The sequence below is a fragment of the Salmonella sp. GDC200615 genome, assembly GCF_050574145.1.
Classification (GTDB): domain Bacteria; phylum Pseudomonadota; class Gammaproteobacteria; order Enterobacterales; family Enterobacteriaceae; genus Salmonella; species Salmonella enterica.
Genome location: NZ_CP192247.1, coordinates 3,638,359 through 3,660,507, shown reverse-complemented (window position 1 = coordinate 3,660,507; position 22,149 = coordinate 3,638,359). Strand labels below are relative to the sequence as shown.

Sequence of the window (22,149 nt, the reverse complement as noted above, 5' to 3'; positions counted from 1 at the left end):
GGGGCAATTTAATGGTGTCCGGCGGCAGATCGTGTTCTGTGCAGACTTTCCGTGCAGTGATGTGACGGACGCCTCTTCCTAAAGTAGTCAGTGCCATACTTTTAATGACTGCATTAATCCTGGCGTTAAATCCTTTAATTTGGTGGACGTAAAGTGGACATAGACAATAAATATCCTCCGGCATAGCCGGAGGTTTTTCTGATGCGCCTGTAAGGCTCTCTTACCAGCCGCGCCCTAACAGGCGCATACGATCTGACATTTGCATCAAACTTCGTTACTTACGGCCCGTAAACGGGCTGCCCGGATAAGGGATCGATAATTGCTCACCCATTTTATCCTCTTCAAGCTGGTGCTTTATGTAGTCCTGTATCTTCGCCGTGTTCTTACCCACCGTATCGACATAGTACCCTCTGCACCAGAACTCCCTGTTCCTGTATTTGAATTTTAGATCCCCAAACTGCTCGTAAAGCATCAGACTACTTTTACCCTTCAGATATCCCATGAAACTCGACACACTCATCTTCGGCGGGATCTCCAGAAGCATGTGAATATGATCTGCACAACATTCTGCTTCCAGAATTCGTACGTTTTTCCATTCACACAATTTTCTTAATATGCTGCCTACTGCCCTACGCTTCTCTCCATAGAACGCTTTGTAAGTATCCCGCATAATCGTGCCATTCACATTTAGAGATCATCCGGCATAATCAATCTGCCAACGAAGGAGATCGCTATGCGTAAAGCCCGTTTTACTGAGCATCAGATCATCACTGTGATTAAGTCGGTTGAAGCTGGACGAACCGTTAAAGATGTCTGCCGGGAGGCCGGTATCTCTGAGGCCACCTACTATAACTGGAAGTCCAGATACGGCGGCATGGAACCTTCTGATATTAAAAAGATAAAAGATCTTGAGGACGAGAACCGACGCCTCAAACAGATGTTTGCCGACCTGAGCCTTGAGAACCGGGCGCTGAAAGACGTTATCGAAAAAAAGCTTTAAAACCAGCCTTTAAGCGTGAGCTGGTCACTCATCTGATAACGGCATTCGGACTCAGTATCCGTCAGGCCTGCCGGAGCCTGAACCTGAGCAGAACGGTTTATCATTACCGTCCGGATAACACACGTGACGAACCCGTTATTACCGCACTGCAGGCGGCAGCTGAACGGTATCCACGATACGGTTTTCCGAAGCTTTTTCAGGTTCTGCGGCGGCAGGGATACATGTGGAATCACAAAAGGATCCACCGTATTTATTGTCTGCTGAAGCTGAGTTTTCGCCGTAAGGGCAAACAACGGCTGCCGGTGCGTAACCCTTCGCCACTGGCCACGCCGGAAGCGCTGAACCAGAGCTGGTCTGTTGATTTTATGCATGATGCCCTGGTCTGTGGGCGTCGTTTTCGCACGTTCAATGTCGTTGATGACTTTAACCGTGAGGCGTTGTCGATTGAAATAGATCGGAATCTGCCAGCCCCACGAGTGGTCCGGGTGCTTGACAGGATCGCGGCAAACCGTGGCTATCCGGCCATGCTTCGCATGGATAACGGCCCAGAATTTATCTCTCTGGCACTGACTGAATGGGCAGAGAAACATGCCGTAAAACTGGTGTTTATCCAGCCGGGTAAGCCGACACAAAATGCTTTCATTGAGCGTTTTAACAGGACATATCGCACAGAAATACTCGATTTTTATCTGTTCAGAACGCTGAATGAAGTACGTGAAATCACGGAAAAATGGTTATCAGAATATAACTGTGAACGTCCGTATGAATCGCTGAACAATATGACACCGGAGGAATACCGACAGCACCATTATTTGGCCGGGAACTCAAAAAATGTATGGAACTAAAACGGGTCTATTTACAGCTTGTCTTCGGTATTTGGGCGCGAAAACTATGTGATATTTACAGTTCCATCGGGTGTGCGCTAAGCTCTTTTCGTCCCCCATTGGGACCCCCTTTTGATTTCTTGTTGAACTTTTGCAGTTGCCAGACCGCAAGATGTTTTAACAAATCAAAAGGGGTTTTAATAACTGGCTTAAAGCTGAAAGCTTTCCGGAACCCCCAGCCTAGCTGGGGGTTTTCCATAGACAACAAAAAGGGGCTACGTTTTCACGTTGCCCCTTGTTTTATTTGCTGGCGTCCTTGTAATTGGTGGGGGAGGTGGTTGAGTTTGTTGGGGATTTTTATTTTTTGCGCGAAGGCGCAAAAGAGTGGCGATGGTGTTGATATGGAAGGGGTTTTGTATATTTTTTGATTTTTAAGTTGATTATTGAGAGGCGGGGTTTTGCGTGTTGACTAACTGTCCTGAATGGCAGTTAAAGTGTTGTCGCTTCCTTTTAGTCCGTCTTGTGGCAAGGCCAAGAGAGGACGTTTCACAACTCTACTTAGATAGCTAAAATTAGGGCACATTTATAGGTCAATAGTTTTTAGGTTGAGATAGATAAGATAGATAAGTTGTATCTTGTTAAATTATGATTTTCTTAAGGATTTGTTGAAGTCATATTGGTTACGGGGTATGCTACTTATAACGAGTTTAAGATTTTGGGGATCTAGAGGCGGCCCCCCGAAAGTTGATACCGCCTAGTTGGTAACTTCGTCGAATGACTGGGACTCCAACCGTGCCGGCTGAGAGGTCGGATCTACTATTTTCGTGTGTTGGGAAGGGCGTAAGTGAGCTTAACTTCTTGGGTGACAATATCCCTTGGTCCTTTTGACCTGTCGAAGAAAAACCAAATATTGAATTTACGTTCTGTTGGCCAAGTATCATGCATCAGTGAGTCCCATCCCAAGTAGGATGCAACATTGTTTGCGACGGCTAGCTTTGCCTCAGAAGTTGCTTTACCTTGATAAGCGCACATGACCGCACCTAGCAAAAAATCTGCTATCTGAATATGTTCTGACGCCTTTGAGTCTTTACTTACTACGCTTTTGATAATATCTTTGCGCCCAAACCTACGTGCCAAAGTGTGGTTGGTGATTACATGGAATTCCTCATCAGCTTTTTTGTAGCGGGATGGTAATGGATCTACTTCAACACGAAACTCACACTCTCTGTCGGGGTGGGCTTTGATGACATTGCCAATTTTAGTCTCTATTAGCTTGCCAAAATGCTTACGCATTGCAAGATCATAGTCGCCACCGTGGAAAGATTTTTCTACCTTCGACTTTTCCACGACTATGCAATGAAAAGCTAGCCAAGGGTGTTTGAAGAAGGTCTCGATTAAATCCTGATAGAATGCAGCGTTACGCTTGGAATGAGCTTTCTGCCATTTAATTTCATCGCTACAGTTATGTTTCTCACGAAGTTCGCGGACAATACGCGCAAAATCGCCACGCCTCTGGTATTTCATCCATAAGCTACCAAATCCATAAAATCGCTGACCATCTATCCCTGATTCATCGCAGGCGACATGCCAAATCAGCTTTCCAGGATCGTTCGATTCCATGTTTACCCTTCATGAATGGATATTAGACGTAAGGTTATGATTTAACCACATTCTTAACGGGTTGATAAGGATAAGATTTGATTTCCATTGAGGATGGAGCCGTGTTGAAAGTGCTGGTGGGGTTTTGGCTAGCCAGAAACGCAAATCCGTGCACGGGTTTGCATGAGCTCCCGTGGAGTGTTTCATCGTCCTAGCAAGTATTGATCCGGATCGCTACGATTGCTACAGGTGCATGAAATCCACCACATTAAGAGGGCTGACGTGGAAGGAATATGAAAAACAATCTTATCAACGGCTCGGAAATGTCTAGATTATCCGTGGCGATTCAGCCAGCAGGCTTTGCCTGAAGTCTAAATTTATTTGGCTCACTAGTTTGCATAGCGGGCAGCTATGCAAAGCTAGGAGTCTGTTGCTGTTGCGGCTGACTCTATCCTATTTAGGGCTTCAAAAATGAGTTCGTCTAACCGATAAAGGCAATGGCTATAAGGTAGTTCAGTTATTGGGTGAATCCAACCTTGTTGTCTAAGGTAATTGATGGCCGAATTCGTATCTGAGTAGCCCTTGTGGCCCCTTCGTAGCTCATAGACAAAATATTTATAGCGGGGGGCTATGAGGGGCCATGCCAGTATGAAATTTTCAATAAACTTTTCTTGGATTCTCTTGATTTCCTTGCTCTCAATCTCTTGTTTGCGGGCGAGTTCTTTTCTTAATTTCCTCCTTTCTATGAATTTTTCGAGCTTGAGATACATCCAAGCTACTAGTTCAAAGGTTAGAGTTTCCGCAATAAGTGAAAACAAAATCGTTAGAGCAAAATGCGCTGCATAGGAATACCCCGGCAAGTCTTGTTCAGTTAGAGGCGCAATGTCCTTAAGTATTGGGAGTATAAAGCGGATAGAAAGGACAATTGCTACAGAGAGGAATCCATACCTAACAGCCGTCTTTGTCGAAATGGGTGAAGCCAGAATTTTCCACAAACTTTCAGGTGTTGGCATTTTTTATCCCTATCTGGTCACCTGATCTTAGGTGGACGCTAAGTGGACACTGGACATTAAAAAGGGGCTACGTTTTCACGTAACCCCTTGTTATATTTGGTGGAGCTGGCGGGAGTTGAACCCGCGTCCGAAATTCCTACATCCTCGGTACTACATGCTTAGTCAGTCTTTACATTCGCCTGGCACCTGCGGACGGACACGCCACTACCAGACTAGCCTGATTCGTTTTAACGCTTCAACCCCAGGCAGGGCATCCACGCGATCTCTTTTGGGTTTGACCTCTCTTGATCCCCGTCCTAAGAGCGGAGGCTAGGGAGAGAGGGCTCTAAGCAGGTTATTAAGCTGCTAAAGCGTAGGTTTCGTCGTTTGCGACTATTTTTTTGCGGCTTTTTACGAGGCCAACCGCCCCTCGGCATGCACCTTGGGTTTCGCAAATCCCGTCGAATCCAGAATCAGCCCCAATGTGTAAGGTAAGTATAACAGACTTGTGACACGCGTGACCAGCCCCCGTATCTTCTTATCTTCAACGATTTACCGCTCGCGCAGCGCTTCTTTCGCGCGATTAAACGGTTTGATTAAATAGTCGACAATGGTTTTTTCACCGGTTTTGATATCCACCGTGGCGATCATGCTTGGAACAATCGAAAAACGGCGTCCTGATTTATTTTGTAGATAGTCCTGGTGGGTGCGGATAAACACGCGATAGTAGAAAATTTCCGGTTTCACTGTTCGCTTTTGATAACGCTTCGCGTGCCTGCACATAATATTGTGAGCGCAGATCGGTAATTTTTAAGCCTAAATCGCTTTTTTGTCGTTGCAGGCGCAGCACTTCAACATGACTGGCCGCGCCGCTTTTCTCCAGACGCTGGGTAATGGCCAGCTCTTTATTAACCGACGCCAGCGCATCCCGTAGCTCGGCTTCGGTATCGGCCAGCTGCGCGCGGCGGCTTTTATAGAGACGCGTCTCTGCGGCAATCAGATCCGGCCAGCCGTTCAGCTCAGCGGGGAAGGCGAGAGGTAAGTCGTTGACTTCCGCGGTTAACCGTGCGCTGGAGGCGAGTGAAGCGCGATATTTTGCCGCACTTTCACCCACATTGGACGCCAGACGCGTCGGATCAAGCCGGGCGACAATCTGGTTAGCCTGAACTCTGTCGCCTTCCCGCACCGTCAACTGCGCCAGAATGCCGCCATCCAGCGACTGCAGAACCTGTTCGCGTGAACTGGGGATCACTTTCCCGTTGCCGGTGGAAACCTCATCCAGTCGGCCAAACCACGCCCAGATGCCGAGAATGAGAAATAACAGTGAGCAGATCAGAACAATACGACCCGCGCCGGAAAACGCCCGCTCACGCTGAATATCGGGATCGTCCATCGCGGCATCATGCTGATTGATTTTCATTTTTCCACTCCCGACGGTGACTTTGTATCCGATCCGCGTTAAGCGCCTGCGCTTTTGGCGCATCCATCACCAGTTGTCCTTCTTTCAGGACAACGACACGCTCAACCAGCTCCAGTATTGGTACCCGGTGCGTCGCGACGACCAGGGTACGGTTGCCAAGCCACTGATGTAACCGCTGAATAAACTCTCGTTCCGTATGCTCGTCCAGCGAGGCGCTGGGTTCATCAAGTAGCACAATATTGGGGGAGCGCAGCAGCATTCTCGCCAGCAACAGGGACTGGCGCTGCCCACCGGACAGGCCGTTACCGCCCTCCATAATGGGATGATCCAACCCTTTTGCCAGCCGCCTGACGAAGACGGCGCCGCCGCTGACTTCGAGCGCGTCAAAAATCTGTTCATCGTTGGCGTGCGGCGCGCCGAGCGTCAGGTTCTCTCGTAGGGTGCCGAAGAAAAGCCGCGCGTTCTGGCTAAGAAAGCCGATGTTGCGGCGTAAATCCGCCATATCGATGTGCGACAAGCTGAGATTATCAAGCCGGGCATCTCCCTGAATCATCTCCAGGCCGCCCGCCATCGCCTGTAAAAGTGTGGATTTACCCGCGCCGTTACGCCCCAGTATCGCAATCCGCTCGCCTGGCATGATCTCCAGACGCACGAGGCGCAGCGGTATGCGTTGATCGTCGTTATGGTAACGAAACTGAGCATTTTCAAAGAGGTAATGCCCGTGGAGGATGTCGCGGTGTATCAGGCTATCGTCATGCTGTGTCTCGGTGGGCAGTTGCATAATGTTGTCGAGACCCATCTTCGCCGCTTTCACCTGCTGCCAGCGCGCCAGCACGCCGCACAGGTTAGCCATTGGCGCGATCATCCGTGAGCCGAGCATCGACGCGGCGACCACGGCGCCGGTAGTCATACTGCCTTCAATGACCATCGGCGCGCCGAACATAATCACTGCGGCATACACCAGACTTTGTACCGACATCCCCCAACTGATAAGCCCTTGCGTGAGTTTGCGGGTGCGTAGACCCGACTCGCCGGTAATACGGATATAGCTATTCCACTGCTGAAGAAAGCGGTTCTCCGCCTGCATCAGTTTAATATCCTCCAGCCCCTGAACGCTTTCGACCAAGACTGCATTGCGTAGCGTCGCTTCGTGGGCGGCCTGGTTGGCGAGGACAGCCAGTTTTTTTGCAGTGCGACGCCCGGCAGGATCATCAGCAGAGCCGCCACGGGCGCTATCCATGCCAGCGGTGGGGCAATAATCGCCAGGACTATCATAAACAGGAAAAAGAAAGGCAGATCGACAATGGTCGCCAGCGTTGAAGAGGTAATCATCTCGCGGATCTGCTCTAGTTCGCGTAACTGCGAGATAAAACTGCCGGTGGAACGGGGGATAGCGCTGTTGCGCAGCCTTAACGCATGACCGAATACCCGATCGGAAATGCGCATATCGGCGCGTTTACCGAGCACGTCCATAATGTGCGTACGCGCTTCACGCAGCAGAAAACCGAACAGCACCGCTACCAGCACGCCGAAGGAGAGCACGTACAGGGTAGGATATGACTGAGCGGGGATCACCCGATCGTAAACCTGCATAGAGAACACAATCCCGGCCAGCGACAGCACGTTAATCAGAAAGGCGGCGACCATTACCGGTAAATAAGGGCGAATATCCTGCAGAACCAGCTCGCGCATCCAGTCGGGTTTAAAGCGGGAGATATAGCGATCGACGCGGCTATCCTTGAGCGCCGATAGCGGGCGTAGCGCGGCAACATAGAGGATCTCCGGCAATAACTCGCTGAGCGTCAGGCGGTTACGCTGACCCTCTTCTTCAATCACAAAAACGTCTACCGCATCTTCGCCATTAACATGCTCGATGACCAATAACTGCCCGTCCCGGAGCTCGACAACCAACGGCAATCGCCACTGACTAAATGCCGTTTTGTCTATGTCCGGCGCATGAAAGGATAAACCCGCCTGCCGCGCGAGCTGCGTTAAGGCGGTCGTTCTGCTTTTACCCCTAAACCACGGGGCGTTGGCCTGAATTGAACCGGGAGAACAGGCAACGCGATAATGACCGGCGACATAGCTGATGGCCTGCGCCCATTGGCTTAGCGCGCGCTCACTGAGTACCTCTTCTACATCGGGGGCGGCGCGGGTCATGGCTGGATCTCCACGGATTGAATGCTGCGATGATTTAACGCGAACGCCTGACGAAGCGCGCCGGTGTTATACAGACAGTTCAGTTGCAACTGATGCAACTGGCTTTCCGTTTGCAGTTCGGCAAAACGCGCCTGGTAAACTTCCTGCTCCGCATTAAGCACGTCGAGCAGCGGGCGGGAACCGAGGTTAAGGTATTGCTGCTGATACAGTTCGCGCGTGCGTTCGCTAAGCTGCTGTTGCCGACGAAGGATTTGTAACGCGCTGGCAAGACTCATTGCCTGGCTGCGCGCCTCCATCAGTTTCTGGCGGACATCAAGCCGGGTGCGCTGAATGGTCGACTGAGCCGCGTCTACCGCATGGCTGGCGGCGTTGCGTCGGGCAGTCAGCCCTCCGCCCTGGTAAAGCGGCATCTCAACTTTCACCCAGGTGGAATACTGGGTTTTATCCAGCACTTCATGACTGGGATATTTATCATTAAGATAATGTTGTACAGAAGGTTCGAGCGAAATCGTCGGCGTCATTTGCGCGCTGGCATAGTCCAGATTCGCCCGCGCAACGTTAGCCTGCGCCCAGGCGGCCAGTACCGCGGGCACCAGTCGATCGTCGGGAGTCGCCGTCTCACAGCTGCGAGCAAGTTTCGCCGGGAAGTCATTATTGATGCCGTTAAGCGAATTCCAGCCCAGCCAGCTCATCAGTGAGGCTTTCGCACTGTCGAGATTGGCCTGATACTGCGCCAGTTGCGAGCGGGCGGATTCGATTCTGGCTTCGGTTTGCACCACGTCAGATAGCGACGTAGCGCCTTCATCGCTGCGCTGCCGGATAAGTTTACCGATGCTGTCCAGCGCGACGAGCTGTTCTTCCGCCGCGTCTACCATTTGCTGCCAGCTCTGCGTTTGTACAATGGCGTTGGCGGTTTCGTGCGCGACGGTATCAATACTGAGCAACACATTGGCCTGTTGCTGCGCTGCGCCTGCGGTTTCGGCGCGAACCTGGCTTGCCACTTTGCCGAAGTCATAAAGCATTTGCGATACCGACAGCACCAGCGAGGGGCTATACCCGTGATCGGTGTAGGTATTGCTGTACCCATTGTTCACGCCAGCGCTGACTTGCGGATAATATTTCGATTTGGCGACCTCTATTTGTTCATTCTGTGCGAGCAGTTTGCCGACGGCTTCGCGAATAGAAGGATGCCAGTTAACGGCGCGATTGACCGCGTCATTGAGCGTCAGGTTGCCCGGCGCGGCGGCGCTGAGCGGCAACTCAGCGGCGGAGCCATCCAGCGAAGGAAGCATCTGGTCCGTTGCTAATCCTTCGGATGTAATCATTGGCGGCGCTTCTGCGCCCCGGGGCTGGTGATGAAACAAAGCAAATGCCAGTACGATGGCGACAGGCGCGACTCTTCCCATAGTTTATCCCTTTTAAATATCACCGCTTGTTGCCCCGAACGTCGTGGCGTTCGGGGCTTTTTTATCAACCGCCGGTTATCAGGTGGTTGTTCTGCAACAGATCATTTAGCGTGAGCTGCACATTCTCCAGAGTGACAAGGTCAGTGGATTTAAACGCACTGCCGGCGCCGTCGCGATCGACGGATATCACCGTATTGGCGCCGCTGGTATGAACCTGCACAAAGTTACCCAGCGTCGCCGCCTGGTGATCCCAGCCGGTCAGCAGTTCGTGGATATCGATCTTGTCGCCCTGCGCGGTAGAGAAGTTTTGCCAGCGATCGACGCCGTTGCCGCCGGTCGCGTCCGCGCCGTTTAACAGATGGTAAATCAGCGTATCGCCATAGGCGGAGCCGATGAGAACATCTTTTTGGTTGGTACTGACGATTTGTGGCGCCATATCAATGGTCAATGTGGCGCTATCCGTATGACCCATCTTGTCATCCAGTTGATAGGTAAAGACCTCTTTACTGGTGATGGACGACATCGCGACGCCATTATTCAGGGTGTAGGTGTAAGCGCCATCGAGGTTAATTTGCAATGTGCCGTAATGTCCCTGAATCGTGGCGCTGGTGGTATTCGCCGCGGCGTCCAGCGTGGCGGCGCTGCCGTTATACCCGCTAATGCTCAGGCGGGTATTCACCGTATTAAGCTGATCCATCGCCCCCGCCGCGTCGCTGCCGTCAAAAATATTGCCGAGAACGGTATGCGTTCCGGACGTTTCAAAATTATCCAGATCGACGGTGGTGCCGATGACGCGTGGCGTGATCGTCGCCGCCCCGGCCAGGGTATTGGTGCCGGTAAAGTTAAGCGTGTACGCTCCGGCATCCAGCTCCAGACCGCTCAGGTTGACGGTCACCGTCGCGCTGCCCAGCGTGATATTCGCCACCGGAACGGTTCCGTTGCGTATGACGGTCCCGTTCTCCTGAATGGCCCAGCTAATATTCAGATTGCCCAGCGTAATGAGCGTGGAGACATCAAAGACCAGTGACGCGCCTTTAAGTACGGTGCCCGTTGCAACGTCAAAGGTGCCGCTCCCGCTGCCCGATTTGCCGAGTAGCCCCCAACTGGCGCTGCCGACGCTGGAGTCCAGCCAGGCAGCGGTATCCTGAAGCGTGGCGACGCTGAGGGTATCGCTGACATCATTAATCGCATCCAGCGCCCTGGCGGTTGGCGTGATATTGAGCGAGGCCGTATCGGTATCGCCGTTTGGCGCTTTGACCGTATAGATAAAGCTGTCCGGCGTTTTAATGCTGTCGGCGCCGACGCCGTTCTTCAGCGTGTAGGTATAGTTGCCTCTTGCGTCAATGATGAGCGAGCCATACAGCCCGTTTACCTCCGTTGTGCCGGTCGCCGCAATCGCCACGCCGTTTACTTCAGTGAGGAGGGCGTCCGTAGGGACGACATCATTGGTCAGTACGTTGCCGGTGGTGTTGGCGGTGATACTGTCAACGGCATAGGTGTGGTCCTGGGAAATCGCCAACGTATAGCCAGTGAGAACGCTAATGCCGCTGGCGGTATTCAGCACGAACAGGTATTCGCCGCCAGGCAACGTCAGGGTCAGCGGCTGGGACTGTCCGGCTAACAGCAGGGTGTTAATCCAGCCCTTTTCCACCCGGAACTGCTCATATTGCTGAATGGCATCGTTGAAGCGATAAACGTACAGATCGAACGTGGAAACCAGTGAGACGCCGCCGACGGTTCCCTGTAACGTCATGGTTCGCGTAGCGCCTTCTTCAACGTTAAAGATGATCGGATTAGTCATATCATCAAGCAGATTCGCGTTCAGTACATTACCAAGTCCGACGCTTAATACCGTGACGCCGCTTTGTGTCGAGGGACCGTTGTTGACGTAGCTAACGTGAGTATCAAAGACCAGCGAGGCGTTATTGTCTGTCGCTATCACGCTGCCCGGTACAGGCGCGGGACCCAGATTGATAACCAGTTGCGCGGCGCTGCTACCGACGCCATTCTGGGTAATGGTGTAGGTGAAGCTCTCTTTATGTCCGTATCCTGCCGTGGGCTTAGCCAGCGTGTAGGTGTAACTGCCGTCCTGATTAATGTGCAGCGTGCCGTATTGTCCCTGGATATCCACGCCGCCCGCGCCGACCGGCGTACTGACGCCGTTGGCGTTGGTGATGGCGGTGACCGTGGTGCCCGTCGGCGCGGTATCATCAGCCATGACGTTGCCGGTACTGATGGTTGGCCCGCTAATAATACCTGCGCTGGTCTGGTGTACATCGACATCCAGGCTGGTATATGACCCGGTGGCGAGCAGACTGGTGTTATAAGTGAGTACCCGGTACTGGCCTTCGCCCAGGCCGCTCAGGTTCAGGGTAACGCCGCTCCCGGTCAGGGTAAGCAAATTCGCGAAGTCGCCAACGGCGGTGTTGACGATCGTCGTCCAGGCGCCGAGGCTGGTGTCGTAGCGCTGTACCACAATCTCCTGAGTACTGAGCAGCGAAAGCACGATTTCCGTTGCGGCGGCATCGATGGTGACGTCGCCCGTACCACCTTCAGCAATGGTGAACTCAACCTGAGCGGTATCGTTACCCAAAACCGAGGCGACATTGCCAAGCGCGCCAACCAGCAGCAGGCCGTAATCCGAATAGCTTTGCGTGCTGGTGACGGCGGTAGAGGTCAGATCAAGGCTGGTGATGTTATCCCTTGCCGCCAGCGGCAGAACCGGCGCGGTAATGCCTAACGTGCCGGAGGCGTTACCCGCAGCGTCAGTGGCCGTCACGTTAATGAGCTGACCTTCAATTTGTTTTGTCGGCAAGGTGAGAGACCATGCGCCGTTGCTGCCAGCGGTGGTGGTGAGCGTCACGCCCCCCGTCAGCGTGACGGTTACGGTGCTGTTTGCCTCTGCCAGCCCGGAAAGTGAACCGCCATCGGCGCTGAGCGTACCTGACGGCGTACCGGGCGCCAGCGTATCGACAATCACCGTCGCGGCGGTGGAGACGCTGCCTGTACCGTTGGCGTTAGTCGCGGTGGCGGTGAAGGCGTGGCTGCCTTCGGTCAAATTGCCTGTCGGGGTAAAGCTCCAGTTTCCGCTGGCGTTCGCCGTGGTGGTGCCGAGCAGCGCCCCGTTGTTATAAATGCTCACCGTGGCGCCCGCCTGAGCGGTACCATTCAATGTGGGTTGTGCGTCATTAGTGACCTGGCCGTTGGCGATAGCGCCGGTATAAATACCCACATCATCTACTACGTTGGTGATGATCGGTGCTTCCGGCACACGCGTATCGGGCGCGGTAAATCCGGCGGCAATGCCTGTGTTGCCTGCTTTATCCTGGGCAAATGCCAGTAGCGGCTGACCATTGGTCTGCGCGGGCGTGAGTGTGGCGGTGAAGCTGCCTGTACCGTCGGCGGTGGCGGTTCCCAGTACCACACCAGTATCAGAGGTAATCGTCACTGTACTGCCTGCTTCCGCGGTGCCCGTCACCCGATTACCGGTAGCATTGATGACCAGGTTGCCGGGCGCGCCGGGCGCAATGGTATCCACGATAATCGTTATCGATGGCGAAGCGGCGCTAACGTTGCCAGCCGCATCGGCGGCGCTAACGCTATAGGCGTGACTTCCCTGGCCGAGCGCGGCGGTTGGCGTCCAGCTCCAGTTGCCGCTGGCATTGGCGTTCACGGTCGCGACCAGCGCGCTATTATCGAAGATGCTTACCGCGCTGTTGGCTTCCGCAGTACCGTTGAGCGTCGGCTGTGTGTCGTTGGTCGATTGTCCATTGCCAATGGCGCCGGTATTGTTCGGGACATCATCAACGATGCTGGTTATAAGCGGAACCGTTGGCGCAAGGGTATCGACCACGATAGTAAAACCGCTGGTGGCCGGGCTAACGTTGCCTGCCGGGTCGGTGGCGGTCACTGTTAATGTGCGCGTGCCGTCGTTTAACCCTGTCGTCGGCGTGAAGCTCCACGCGCCGCTCGCGTTAGCCGAGGTGACGCCAAGCAGAGTGTCGCCATCATAGATACTGACCACGCTGCCCGCTTCGGCAGTGCCGTTCAGCGTGGGGCGGTTATCATTGGTTATCTGACCATTAGCGAGATTTCCTGTGACCCCACCCGCGACGTCATCCACCACGGACGTCAGGATGGGCGTTTGCGGCGCGGTGGTATCGACCGTCAGGGTGAAAGCCGTACTGTTCGGGCTGCTGTTTCCTGCGGCATCGGTGGCGACGGCGGTGATGACGTGCGTTCCGCTTGCCAGCGTTGAGGTGGAGACGCTCCACGCGCCGTCAGGCTGAGCCGTTGTCGTGCCAATGACCGTACCATTTTCATAGAGCGTGATCGTGGCGCCGGCTTCTGCGGTGCCGCTGAAGGTTGGCGTAGGATCGTTGGTATTTTGGCCGTTCGCGATCGTGCCGAGGCCTGGCGCCTGATCGTCACTGACTGATGTGATTACCGGCGTCAGCGGCGGCGTAGTATCGACGACGAAATTAACGCTGTCCGAAACGGGGCTGGCGTTGCCTGCGGCATCAACGGCAATGACGGTAATTACATGGTTGCCCGTCGCCAGCGAGGCGTCGGGCGTGTAGCGCCAGCTACTGCTATTGTCGGCGGGAATTTCAGCCAGCAGCGTGCCGTTATCGTAGAGACGAATAGTTGTGTTGGCTTCACGGGTGCCGCTAATGACAGGGCGCGCCTCGTCTGTGATCTGTCCTGAACTCAGATTGCCGGTAATGGGGCCCGTACCGTCGTAGACCGTATCAATAACAGGCGCGGCGGGAGCCGTGGTATCAATAGTAAACGAGCGTATTTCGGACGCGGCGCTGGTATTGCCTGCCGCATCGGTTGCTGTCGCCGTCAGGTTCCAGACGCCCGCGCCCAGCGAGGTAGACGGTGTAAAGCTCCAGCTACCGTTGGCCTGAACTTGCGCCGTACCGACCAGCGCGCTGCCATTATAAATCGAGATGGTTGTACCCGCCTCACCGGTACCCGAGAGTGTTGGTCGGGTTTCGTTCGTCGAGCCGCCGTTGGGGACGATGCCCGTTACCGGCGCCGTATTATCTGCCACGCTGGCGATAACCGGCGCGGCGGGCGGTGTGGCGTCAATCGTCAGCACAAATCCGCTGGACACCGAGCTGCTATTACCCGCCGGATCGGTGGCGCTAAGGGTGAACGTGTGGCTACCGTTTGCAAGCGGCGTCTGCGGCGTGAAACTCCACGTGCCGTCGCTATTCACCGTCGTGGTACCGATGGACGCGGGATTACCGTCAAGATAGACATTAATCGTCGCGCCTGCCTCTCCGCGCCCGTTCAGGGTGGGCGTCGCATCGTTCGTTAGCTGCCCGCTAACCAGGTTGCCGGTAATTCCGGGCTGGTCATCCACGACGGAGGTGAGAACCGGGATCGCCGGAGGCGTAATATCGACCACGATCGTCCACGGCGCGGAGACCGCGCTGGTATTGCCCGCCGGATCGGTAGCGCTAACCGTCAGATTATGGCTTCCCTCTGACAAATTGCGGGGCACCGGGAAGGTCCAGCTACCGTTTTCGCCTACCTGAGCCGTGCCAAGCGGCGTACCGTTATCAAAAATGGTGATTGTCGCGCCAGGTTCGCCAGTTCCGTTCAGTATTGGCTGCCGATCGTCGGTGGATTGCCCCGGTAACACCGGAACGGTCGGTTGATTGTTATCGTCAATCACGGACGTGATAACCGGCACATCTGGCGCCTGCGCGTCAATGTTCAGCGTAAAGCCGTCCGAAGGCTGGCCGCTATTGCCAGCGGGATCGGTCGCCACGGCGGTAAAGATGTGCGCGTTGCTCTCTAGCGGCGCGTTCGGGGTGAAGCGCCAGTTGCCGCTTTGATCTACCGTGGCGGAACCGATTTCTACGCCGTTATCCAGAATGCGGATCGTGGCGCCAGCTTCTCCCGTTCCGTTGAGCGTCGGGCGTGAATCATTGGTGAGCGCGCCGTTATCCAGCGTACCGGTCATGCCGGGGACATCATCCGTTGCGCTGGTAATAACCGGTTGCGCCGGCGCGCTAAGATCGACAGTGATCCCGACCGGTGCGGACAGGCCGCCCGGGCCATTCGCATTGGTTGCCTGGACGGTGAAGTAATGTGTGCTTTCGCTTAATGGCGTCGCGATCTCAAAGATCCAGTTCCCGCTGGCGTCAACGGTGGCAAAGCCTGCCGAATCGCCATCAATGAAAACTTCAACGGTAGAGCCGATATCCGTGGTGCCGCGCAGCGTCGGCATGGTGTCGTCCGTGGCGCCGACCGCCGCAATATTCCCCTGTACGCTCCCGACATCATCTTCAATCGCCGTGATGGCCGGGACGGCGGGCAGACCGCTGTCGGAAGCGGGAAAATTCGTAGCCGGGCCGTTATTCCCCGCGCGATCGATAGCAATTGCCGTCAGCGTACCGCCATCGGTTTGCGCCGGACTGAGCGTAACGACGAATTCACCGGTGCCATTAGCGACAGCGCTGCCGACCAGGGGGCCATCGGCATGGTGAATTTCAACGGTAGCGTAAGGATCGGCAAGTCCGGCGACGCGCGTGCCATCGTCGTCCACCGTCTGGATCGTTGGCGCGGGCGGGGCAGTGATATCCACGGTAATAGTGATCGGCTGGGTTTGCGCCGTGGTATTTCCAGCATCGTCAGTCGCGCTGAAGGTTAGCGCATGGCTGGCTTCTGATAATTCGGGCGTATTGAATGTCCAGACCCCGTCGGTGACGAGCGCCGTCCCGATTGCCACGCCATTGTCGTAAATCGTGACGGTGCTGCCGTTTTCGCCGCTGCCGTTAATAGTCAGCGTCCGATCGTTAGTAAAGGCGCCATCGGTTAATGGCCCGGTCACTGGCGCAACATCGTCAAGGATTTCATTGACGACGGGCGGCTGCAACGGAACGGTGTCGACGGTGAAGGTAAAGCTGTTCGATACGCCGCTGCTGTTTCCGGCGGCATCGGCGGCAATGGCAGTCAGGGTGTAGACGCCATCCGGCAGCGCGCTGGTCACCGCTAGCGTCCAGGTGCCGGTCTCATCGACGGTGACTACGCCTAAAACGCTGCTGCCATTATAGAGCGTAATAATGCTGCCGATGTCGCCAGTGCCGTGAATGACCGGTGTATTGTCGTCAGTGGTTGCGCCGCTGACAATAGTATCCTGGACTTCGCCGACGTTATCTTCGGCAAAAGTGATAACCGGATTGGCGGGCGCAGTGGTGTCTAGCGTAAAAGTGACTGAGGCGGAAGGTGGACTGATATTGCCCGCTCTATCGGTTTCCGTGACGGTAATGGTATAGGTTTCTGGCGTCAGTGCCGCAGGCGTAAAGTTCCAGCTACCGTTATCGCCTACCGTTGTGCGACCAATTTCACTGCCATTATTGTAGAGAATTATCGTGCTGCCGATCTCTCCCGTGCCGCTGAAGGTCGGCGTGGTATCGTTCGTTGCGCCATTATTGCCGATGTTGCCAATAACCGGCGCGACGTTATCGCTGATTAGCGGCGCGTCAGGCTGCGCTGGAGGCTGGGTATCAAGGGTAACGGAGAAAACGCCGGAGGTCGGGCTACTATTGCCTGCGGCATCCGTGGCGGTGGCCGTCAGGATGTTTAACCCTTCGCTCAGATTACGGGTTAGCGGATAGGTCCAGCTACCCTGTGGATTGACCTGGACGGTAGCCAGTTCTACGCCGTTATTGTACAGGGTGATGATGGTGCCGGGTTCGCCGGTGCCGCTGAGGGTCGGCATACGCTGATTGGTAATACTGCCGTTTGCCAGTAGCACCTCGCCTTCTCCGCCGGTGATGGCGGCTGACACGATCTGCGGCGCATCCGGCGCCTGGGTATCGATGCGTAGGGTAAAGCTGATGGATTCGGGACTTTCGTTCCCCGCCGGATCGTTGGCGCGAGCGGTCAGATGGTGGTCGCCGTCGCCCAGCGCGGCAGGCGGCGTAAACTGCCAGCGCCCGTCCGTGCCGACCAGCGCCTGACCTATGGCATTGCCATTATCGTAAAGGATGATTGTGTCGCCTGCGGTGCCGCTACCGCTCAACCGGGGCTGGGATTCCTGGGTAATCTGATTGGTATCAATCGTATTTCCGTCGCCGTCAGCTACGCCGATAACGCCGGGGGCGGCAGGGGCCTGGGTATCAATGGTAATCGTAAAATCGGTCGAAAAAGGCGTGGTGTTGCCGTTACTGTCGCTGGCCGTCACGGTAAAGGTGTAGGTGTCGTCCGCCAGTGGCGAGGCCGTGGTGTAAGCGTAGCTCCAGACGCCGGAATTACCGACGATAATATCTGCTATCCGGGCGCCATTCTGATACAGGTGTACTGTGGAACCCGGTTCACCTGTACCATTAATCGTTGGCGTGCTGTCGTTAGTGAGCCCCAGATGCGCGACGCTACCGAGAATACCCGGCGCATCATCTGTAATGAAGGTGATTACCGGTTGCTGCGGCGATTGCGTATCGACCACCAGGTCGAATGACGCGGCCTGACTGGCATTGCCTTTAGCGTCGGTTGCGATTACGGTCAGTCGATGCGCGCCTTCACCTAAATTTTGCGACGGCGTAAACGTCCAGGCACCGTTGGGCTGTAGCGTGGCGAGTCCCAGTGAAACGCCGTTATCAAAGACTTCGACACGCGCGCCGGCCTCCGCCGTACCGCTAAGGGTGGGACGGTTGTCGTTGGTGGTTTGTCCGTTAACCAGCGGCCCGGTGAAGCTTTCAACATCGTCCAGTACCTGAGTGATAATGGGCTTATCCGGGGCGGTGATATCGGGCGCTTGCGCTGTGGTTGGCGGGCTGACGTTGTTGGCGCTGTCGGTGGCGGTGACGGTAACCTGTTCGCCGTTGGTCTGTGCGGGGACGAGGGGAAGGGTAAAATGACCTTCGCCATCTGCTTTGCCGCTGCCAAGCGGCTTGCCGTCCGGCGTGGCGATCGTGATGGCGCTACCCGGTTCGGCGGTGCCGCTGATACTGGTGCCATCCTCACTAATTACCACGTTTTTCGGCATTTCCGGCGCGGTACTGTCCGGCGCGATAACCGTCGCGGCGGCGCTTTCGTTTTTCGCGACATCGGTGGCGGTAGCGATAAGCGCCTGGCCGTTAGTCTGCGCCGTATTCAGCGGAACGATAAATTGTCCGTTGCCATTAGCGACGGCGCTGCCAAGTACGGTGTTGCTACTGTCGCGGATAGTGACCGTTGCCCCGGCTTCCGCCTGACCGCTTACGGACAGACCGTCGGTCGCCACGGTAAGACCGTCCGGTGCCGCAGGCGCAGTTTTATCCGGCGCGTTCAGCGTTTCTACCGGACCGCTATTCGCGGCTTTATCGGTAACGCTAATGCTTAATGTTTCGCCGTTAATTTTCGCCGGGCTAATACCTATTGAGAAGGTACCGTCGTCGCCTGCCGTTCCACTCCCGAGCGTATTTCCCAGGCTGTCTTTGATAACCACAGTACTGCCAGCTTCCGTAGTGCCGGTGAGTCTGTCGCCGACGTCGCTAACCGCCAGGCCTTCCAGCACCGGCGGCTGCGTGTCGATATCAATGGTAAAGGAGACGGACTGCCCGCTGGTGCCGCGATCGTTGGTCGCGGTAGCGGTAAAGACATGGTCGCCATCGGCAAGCGCCAGCGAGGGGGTAAAGCTCCATTTGCCGTCAGCGTCAGCGACAATGGGCGGAAAGGTCGCTACAGGAAAGCCATTATCGTTAATCGATATCGTACTGCCTGGTTCAGCAGTACCGCTGAGGGTTGGGCGGTTATCATCTGTGGCATCGCCATTTTTCAGCAGCCCGGTAACGGCGCCAGCGTCATCCGTCACGGTAAGGATAGTCGGCTGGGCAGGATACTGTGAGTCAGAAGCGGTAAACTCCGTGGCGGGGCCGATGTTACCGACGGCGTCCTGAATACGCGCTTCCAGACGCTCGCCGTGGGTCTGAGCCGGATTCAGCGTGATGCTGAAGTGGTTATTTTCTCCGGTAATCGTGGAGCCCAGGTAATTTCCCGCCGGGTCATAGATCGACACAGTACTGCCAGCTTCAGCGGTGCCGCTAACGGTTGTGCCGTCTTTCGCAACATTATCAATGATAGCGGCGTCAGGCGGCGTGGTGTCCACAATGATAGTAGGCGTTGTCGTCACGCGGCTCGTGTTTCCGGCTTTGTCGCTTTGTTCGACGGTAAAGGTATGTTCGCCATCGCTTAACGGCGTAGTCGGCGTAAAGGTCCAGCGTCCATTTTCGTCTACGGTAGCGCTGCCGATAACGGTTGAACCCTCTTTAATCGTGATGGTATTGCCTGCCTCTCCCTGCCCGGAAAATAGCGGTTTTGCCTCGTCAGTTCGGTCATTATTCTGTAGCGGCCCGGTGAGCAAACCGGTGTTATCGGCAATCAGTTCAACACGTGGGGCATCGGGGATGAGTGTGTCGATAGTCAGCGTAAAGCGGGCTGATTCGCTACTTTCGCCTTTCACGTTAGTCGCAATGGCGGTGAAATGATTTTCCCCATCCGCTAGCGCGCTGGTAATGGCAAAATGCCAGTTTCCGCTGGTATCAACCGTTGTTGAGCCTATTTCCTGACCATTGGCGTAAATATGGATGACTGTGCCTGCGCTGCCGGTGCCCTCCAGAGTGGGGGTATTGTCGTTCGTAAACTGGTTATTGCTCAGCGTGCTGGTGAGGGGAGCGGCATCATCGATAGCGGCGGTGATAGCTGGTGTATCGGGGAGAGGAATGTTGGGCGCATCGATGGTTGCGGATGGGCCGGTATTGCCGGCATCGTCAGTCGCGGTCACGGTAAGTTGTTCGCCGCTAATCTGTGGTGCTGTCAGATCAATACTAAATTTACCGTCGCTATCCGCTTTGCCCTCGCCAACGACGTTGCCTGAGGGATCTTTGATGGTAATGGTACTGCCCGCTTCGGCTTGCCCGCTTACCGTTTTTCCGTCCGCTGAAATCAATAATTCGCCGGGAGCGAGAGGCGGGGTAGTATCTACAGGATTACTGCTACCTGGAGTATTGCCGTTGGGGGTACTGCCGCCGGGATTGCTGTTATCAGGGGGATTACCGTCAGGATTGGTGTTATCGGGGGGCGGATTATCGCCATCCGAATGATGGTGGGAATCGCCGCCGCCGGAAGACGCGATAGCGGCAATGCCGCCAGCCGCCACCGCGCCAGCCAGTACCCACGGCCAAACGGCGCCGCCTGCTTCATGGGAAGCGCCGGAAGTGACCAGCAGTTCATTAATATCAGCGATTTGTTCAAAATGTAGCCCGGCTTGCGGATTTTCTACCCACCATAACGTGCCATCGTTTTCCGCCAGTACCAGCTGGCTTGCGCCCAGATCGTTGGTAACGTAAAAGTTTTTAATCGTGATCGTTTCGCCGGAATGGAGCGTCACCACCAGATCCTGATTAATGCGCGTAAGTTGACTAATTTCCTCCCGGGCCACTGATAATTTAACAATTGACGGGGCGTTAAGAGTGACCGCTGAGGATTCCACAGTGGTGGAGACGCCAGTCAATTTCGAAACCACGGCGAGTAGACGCATAAATTAGCTCCTGATGGATTTGCTCTGTGTATTAATTAACGGGCACGACGTTCAGGGCAAAATGCGTAGACGAGCCTTCCCGTTCATCATGAGAGATGAATTTCCGTAGCCATATTCTTTTTTATGAGCGTAGGTGAAGGTCTGGTTTTCTCGCCGAATAATCCTTTGTTTTTTGTGCCTGACTAGTGCTTTCGTATTAGATGATATAGTCAGAAAAAAATCTTTCTGCAAATTAAGATCTATTGATAAAGATGTTAGTGCGTCTGAAATATAACGGAGTTTGTGTTAAGGAGAGGTGGGGCAGGCTAACAACGCATGATAGTTTTTTATTTATCTTTATGTTTTATAATGAATTTTAATTTCTTCTTCTTTTTCTTTTTTAACATAAAAACAATACCTTTTGTGAAGGTATTCAGCAATATTAAATTTTATAAAAATCATTTGAAGTATTGTGTTATTAGGCTATAAAAATTTTTTAAACGAAGAATATATTCTTGTTGTGGTATTTATTGCTATTGATAAGCGTCAGACACAGAGAATATATTTTCGAGGCATGCATGAGATATGAACATTGACCAGCTTCATACTGAGAAGCTGGTCACAAAAAATGTCTATTATCGGCCTGCATTTTTCATAATGCGTGCTTTATCCAGTTGCCACTCACGTTCTTTAAGATCGGAACGTTTATCATGTTGTTTTTTACCTTTCGCCACGCCGATCTTCACTTTGCACCAGGCATTTTTCCAGTACAGAGAAAGCGCGACGACAGTATAACCTTCACGATTAATACGGCCATACAGTGAATCAAGCTCACGCTGATTTAACAACAGTTTGCGGGTTCGGGTTGGGTCGCATACGACATGTGTCGAGGCGACCGCCATCGGCGTAAAGTTTGCGCCAAACAGCCAGGCCTCGCCATCTTTGAGGATAACGTAACTGTCGCCGATATTGGCTTTTCCTGCGCGCAGAGATTTTACTTCCCAGCCTTGCAGGGCGAGACCAGCCTCGAACTCTTCTTCGATAAAGTATTCGTGCCGGGCGCGCTTATTCAGCGCGATGGTGGCTGAGCCCGGTTTATGTGCTTTTTTCTTCGTCATAAGTGTCGTGAATTCATAGGTAATCTGATATCGAAAACACCCCATTACGTCCTGATGAGGTGCAAAAATCTATCTTAGCATGAGTTGGGCTATGCACGCACAATTAAGGCAT

Annotated in this window: 6 protein-coding genes, 1 other RNA gene and 4 pseudogenes; 1 reads left to right on the top strand and 10 read right to left on the bottom strand. The window is 54.3% G+C overall.

Translation table 11 applies throughout. The features are described from left to right. Positions 1 to 274 precede the first annotated feature (274 nt). Positions 275 to 655 (bottom strand): annotated as a pseudogene (tnpA, locus tag ACQ29O_RS17710) (IS200/IS605-like element IS200F family transposase); the annotation flags it as partial. Between the two features lie 78 nt (positions 656 to 733). Between tnpA and ACQ29O_RS17705 the strand changes: the two are divergent. Further along, positions 734 to 1,845 (top strand): IS3-like element IS1351 family transposase gene (locus ACQ29O_RS17705; RefSeq protein ID WP_102047853.1). Its coding sequence is split into 2 segments (ribosomal slippage): positions 734 to 995 and positions 995 to 1,845, totalling 1,113 coding nucleotides; the frame shifts between segments, so codons are not numbered across the junction. Between the two features lie 15 nt (positions 1,846 to 1,860). Here the strand turns inward: ACQ29O_RS17705 and ACQ29O_RS17700 are convergent. From ACQ29O_RS17700 to smpB, 9 genes and pseudogenes are all read right to left on the bottom strand, one after another. Beyond that, positions 1,861 to 1,944: pseudogene (locus tag ACQ29O_RS17700) on the bottom strand (IS200/IS605 family transposase); the annotation flags it as partial. 696 nt (positions 1,945 to 2,640) lie between these two features. Next, positions 2,641 to 3,444: a DUF3800 domain-containing protein gene (locus ACQ29O_RS17695; RefSeq protein ID WP_000445376.1), complete on the bottom strand. Its 804-nt coding sequence runs from the start codon at positions 3,442 to 3,444 to the stop codon at positions 2,641 to 2,643. Positions 3,445 to 3,842: 398 nt separating this feature from the next. After that, positions 3,843 to 4,436: a hypothetical protein gene (locus tag ACQ29O_RS17690; protein WP_001142974.1), complete on the bottom strand. Its 594-nt coding sequence runs from the start codon at positions 4,434 to 4,436 to the stop codon at positions 3,843 to 3,845. A 97-nt stretch (positions 4,437 to 4,533) separates the two neighbouring features. Continuing rightward, positions 4,534 to 4,896, bottom strand: a transfer-messenger RNA (tmRNA) gene (ssrA, locus tag ACQ29O_RS17685). 71 nt (positions 4,897 to 4,967) lie between these two features. Beyond that, positions 4,968 to 5,808 (bottom strand): annotated as a pseudogene (locus ACQ29O_RS17680) (hypothetical protein). Positions 5,809 to 5,815: 7 nt separating this feature from the next. Next, positions 5,816 to 7,995 (bottom strand): annotated as a pseudogene (locus ACQ29O_RS17675) (type I secretion system permease/ATPase). Beyond that, entirely contained in the window at positions 7,992 to 9,401 is a 1,410-nt protein-coding gene (locus tag ACQ29O_RS17670) for a TolC family outer membrane protein (RefSeq protein ID WP_000533863.1), read from the bottom strand. Before ACQ29O_RS17670 ends, ACQ29O_RS17675 begins: the two are co-directional and overlap by 4 nt. A 64-nt stretch (positions 9,402 to 9,465) precedes the next feature. Beyond that, positions 9,466 to 20,940 carry a biofilm-associated protein BapA gene (gene bapA, locus ACQ29O_RS17665; protein ID WP_045161695.1) on the bottom strand — a complete coding sequence of 3,825 codons (11,475 nt, stop codon included), beginning with the start codon at positions 20,938 to 20,940 and terminating at the stop codon, positions 9,466 to 9,468. Positions 20,941 to 21,554: 614 nt separating this feature from the next. Next, positions 21,555 to 22,037: an SsrA-binding protein SmpB gene (smpB, locus tag ACQ29O_RS17660; RefSeq protein ID WP_001518569.1), complete on the bottom strand. Its 483-nt coding sequence runs from the start codon at positions 22,035 to 22,037 to the stop codon at positions 21,555 to 21,557. Between the last annotated feature and the right edge of the window lie 112 nt (positions 22,038 to 22,149).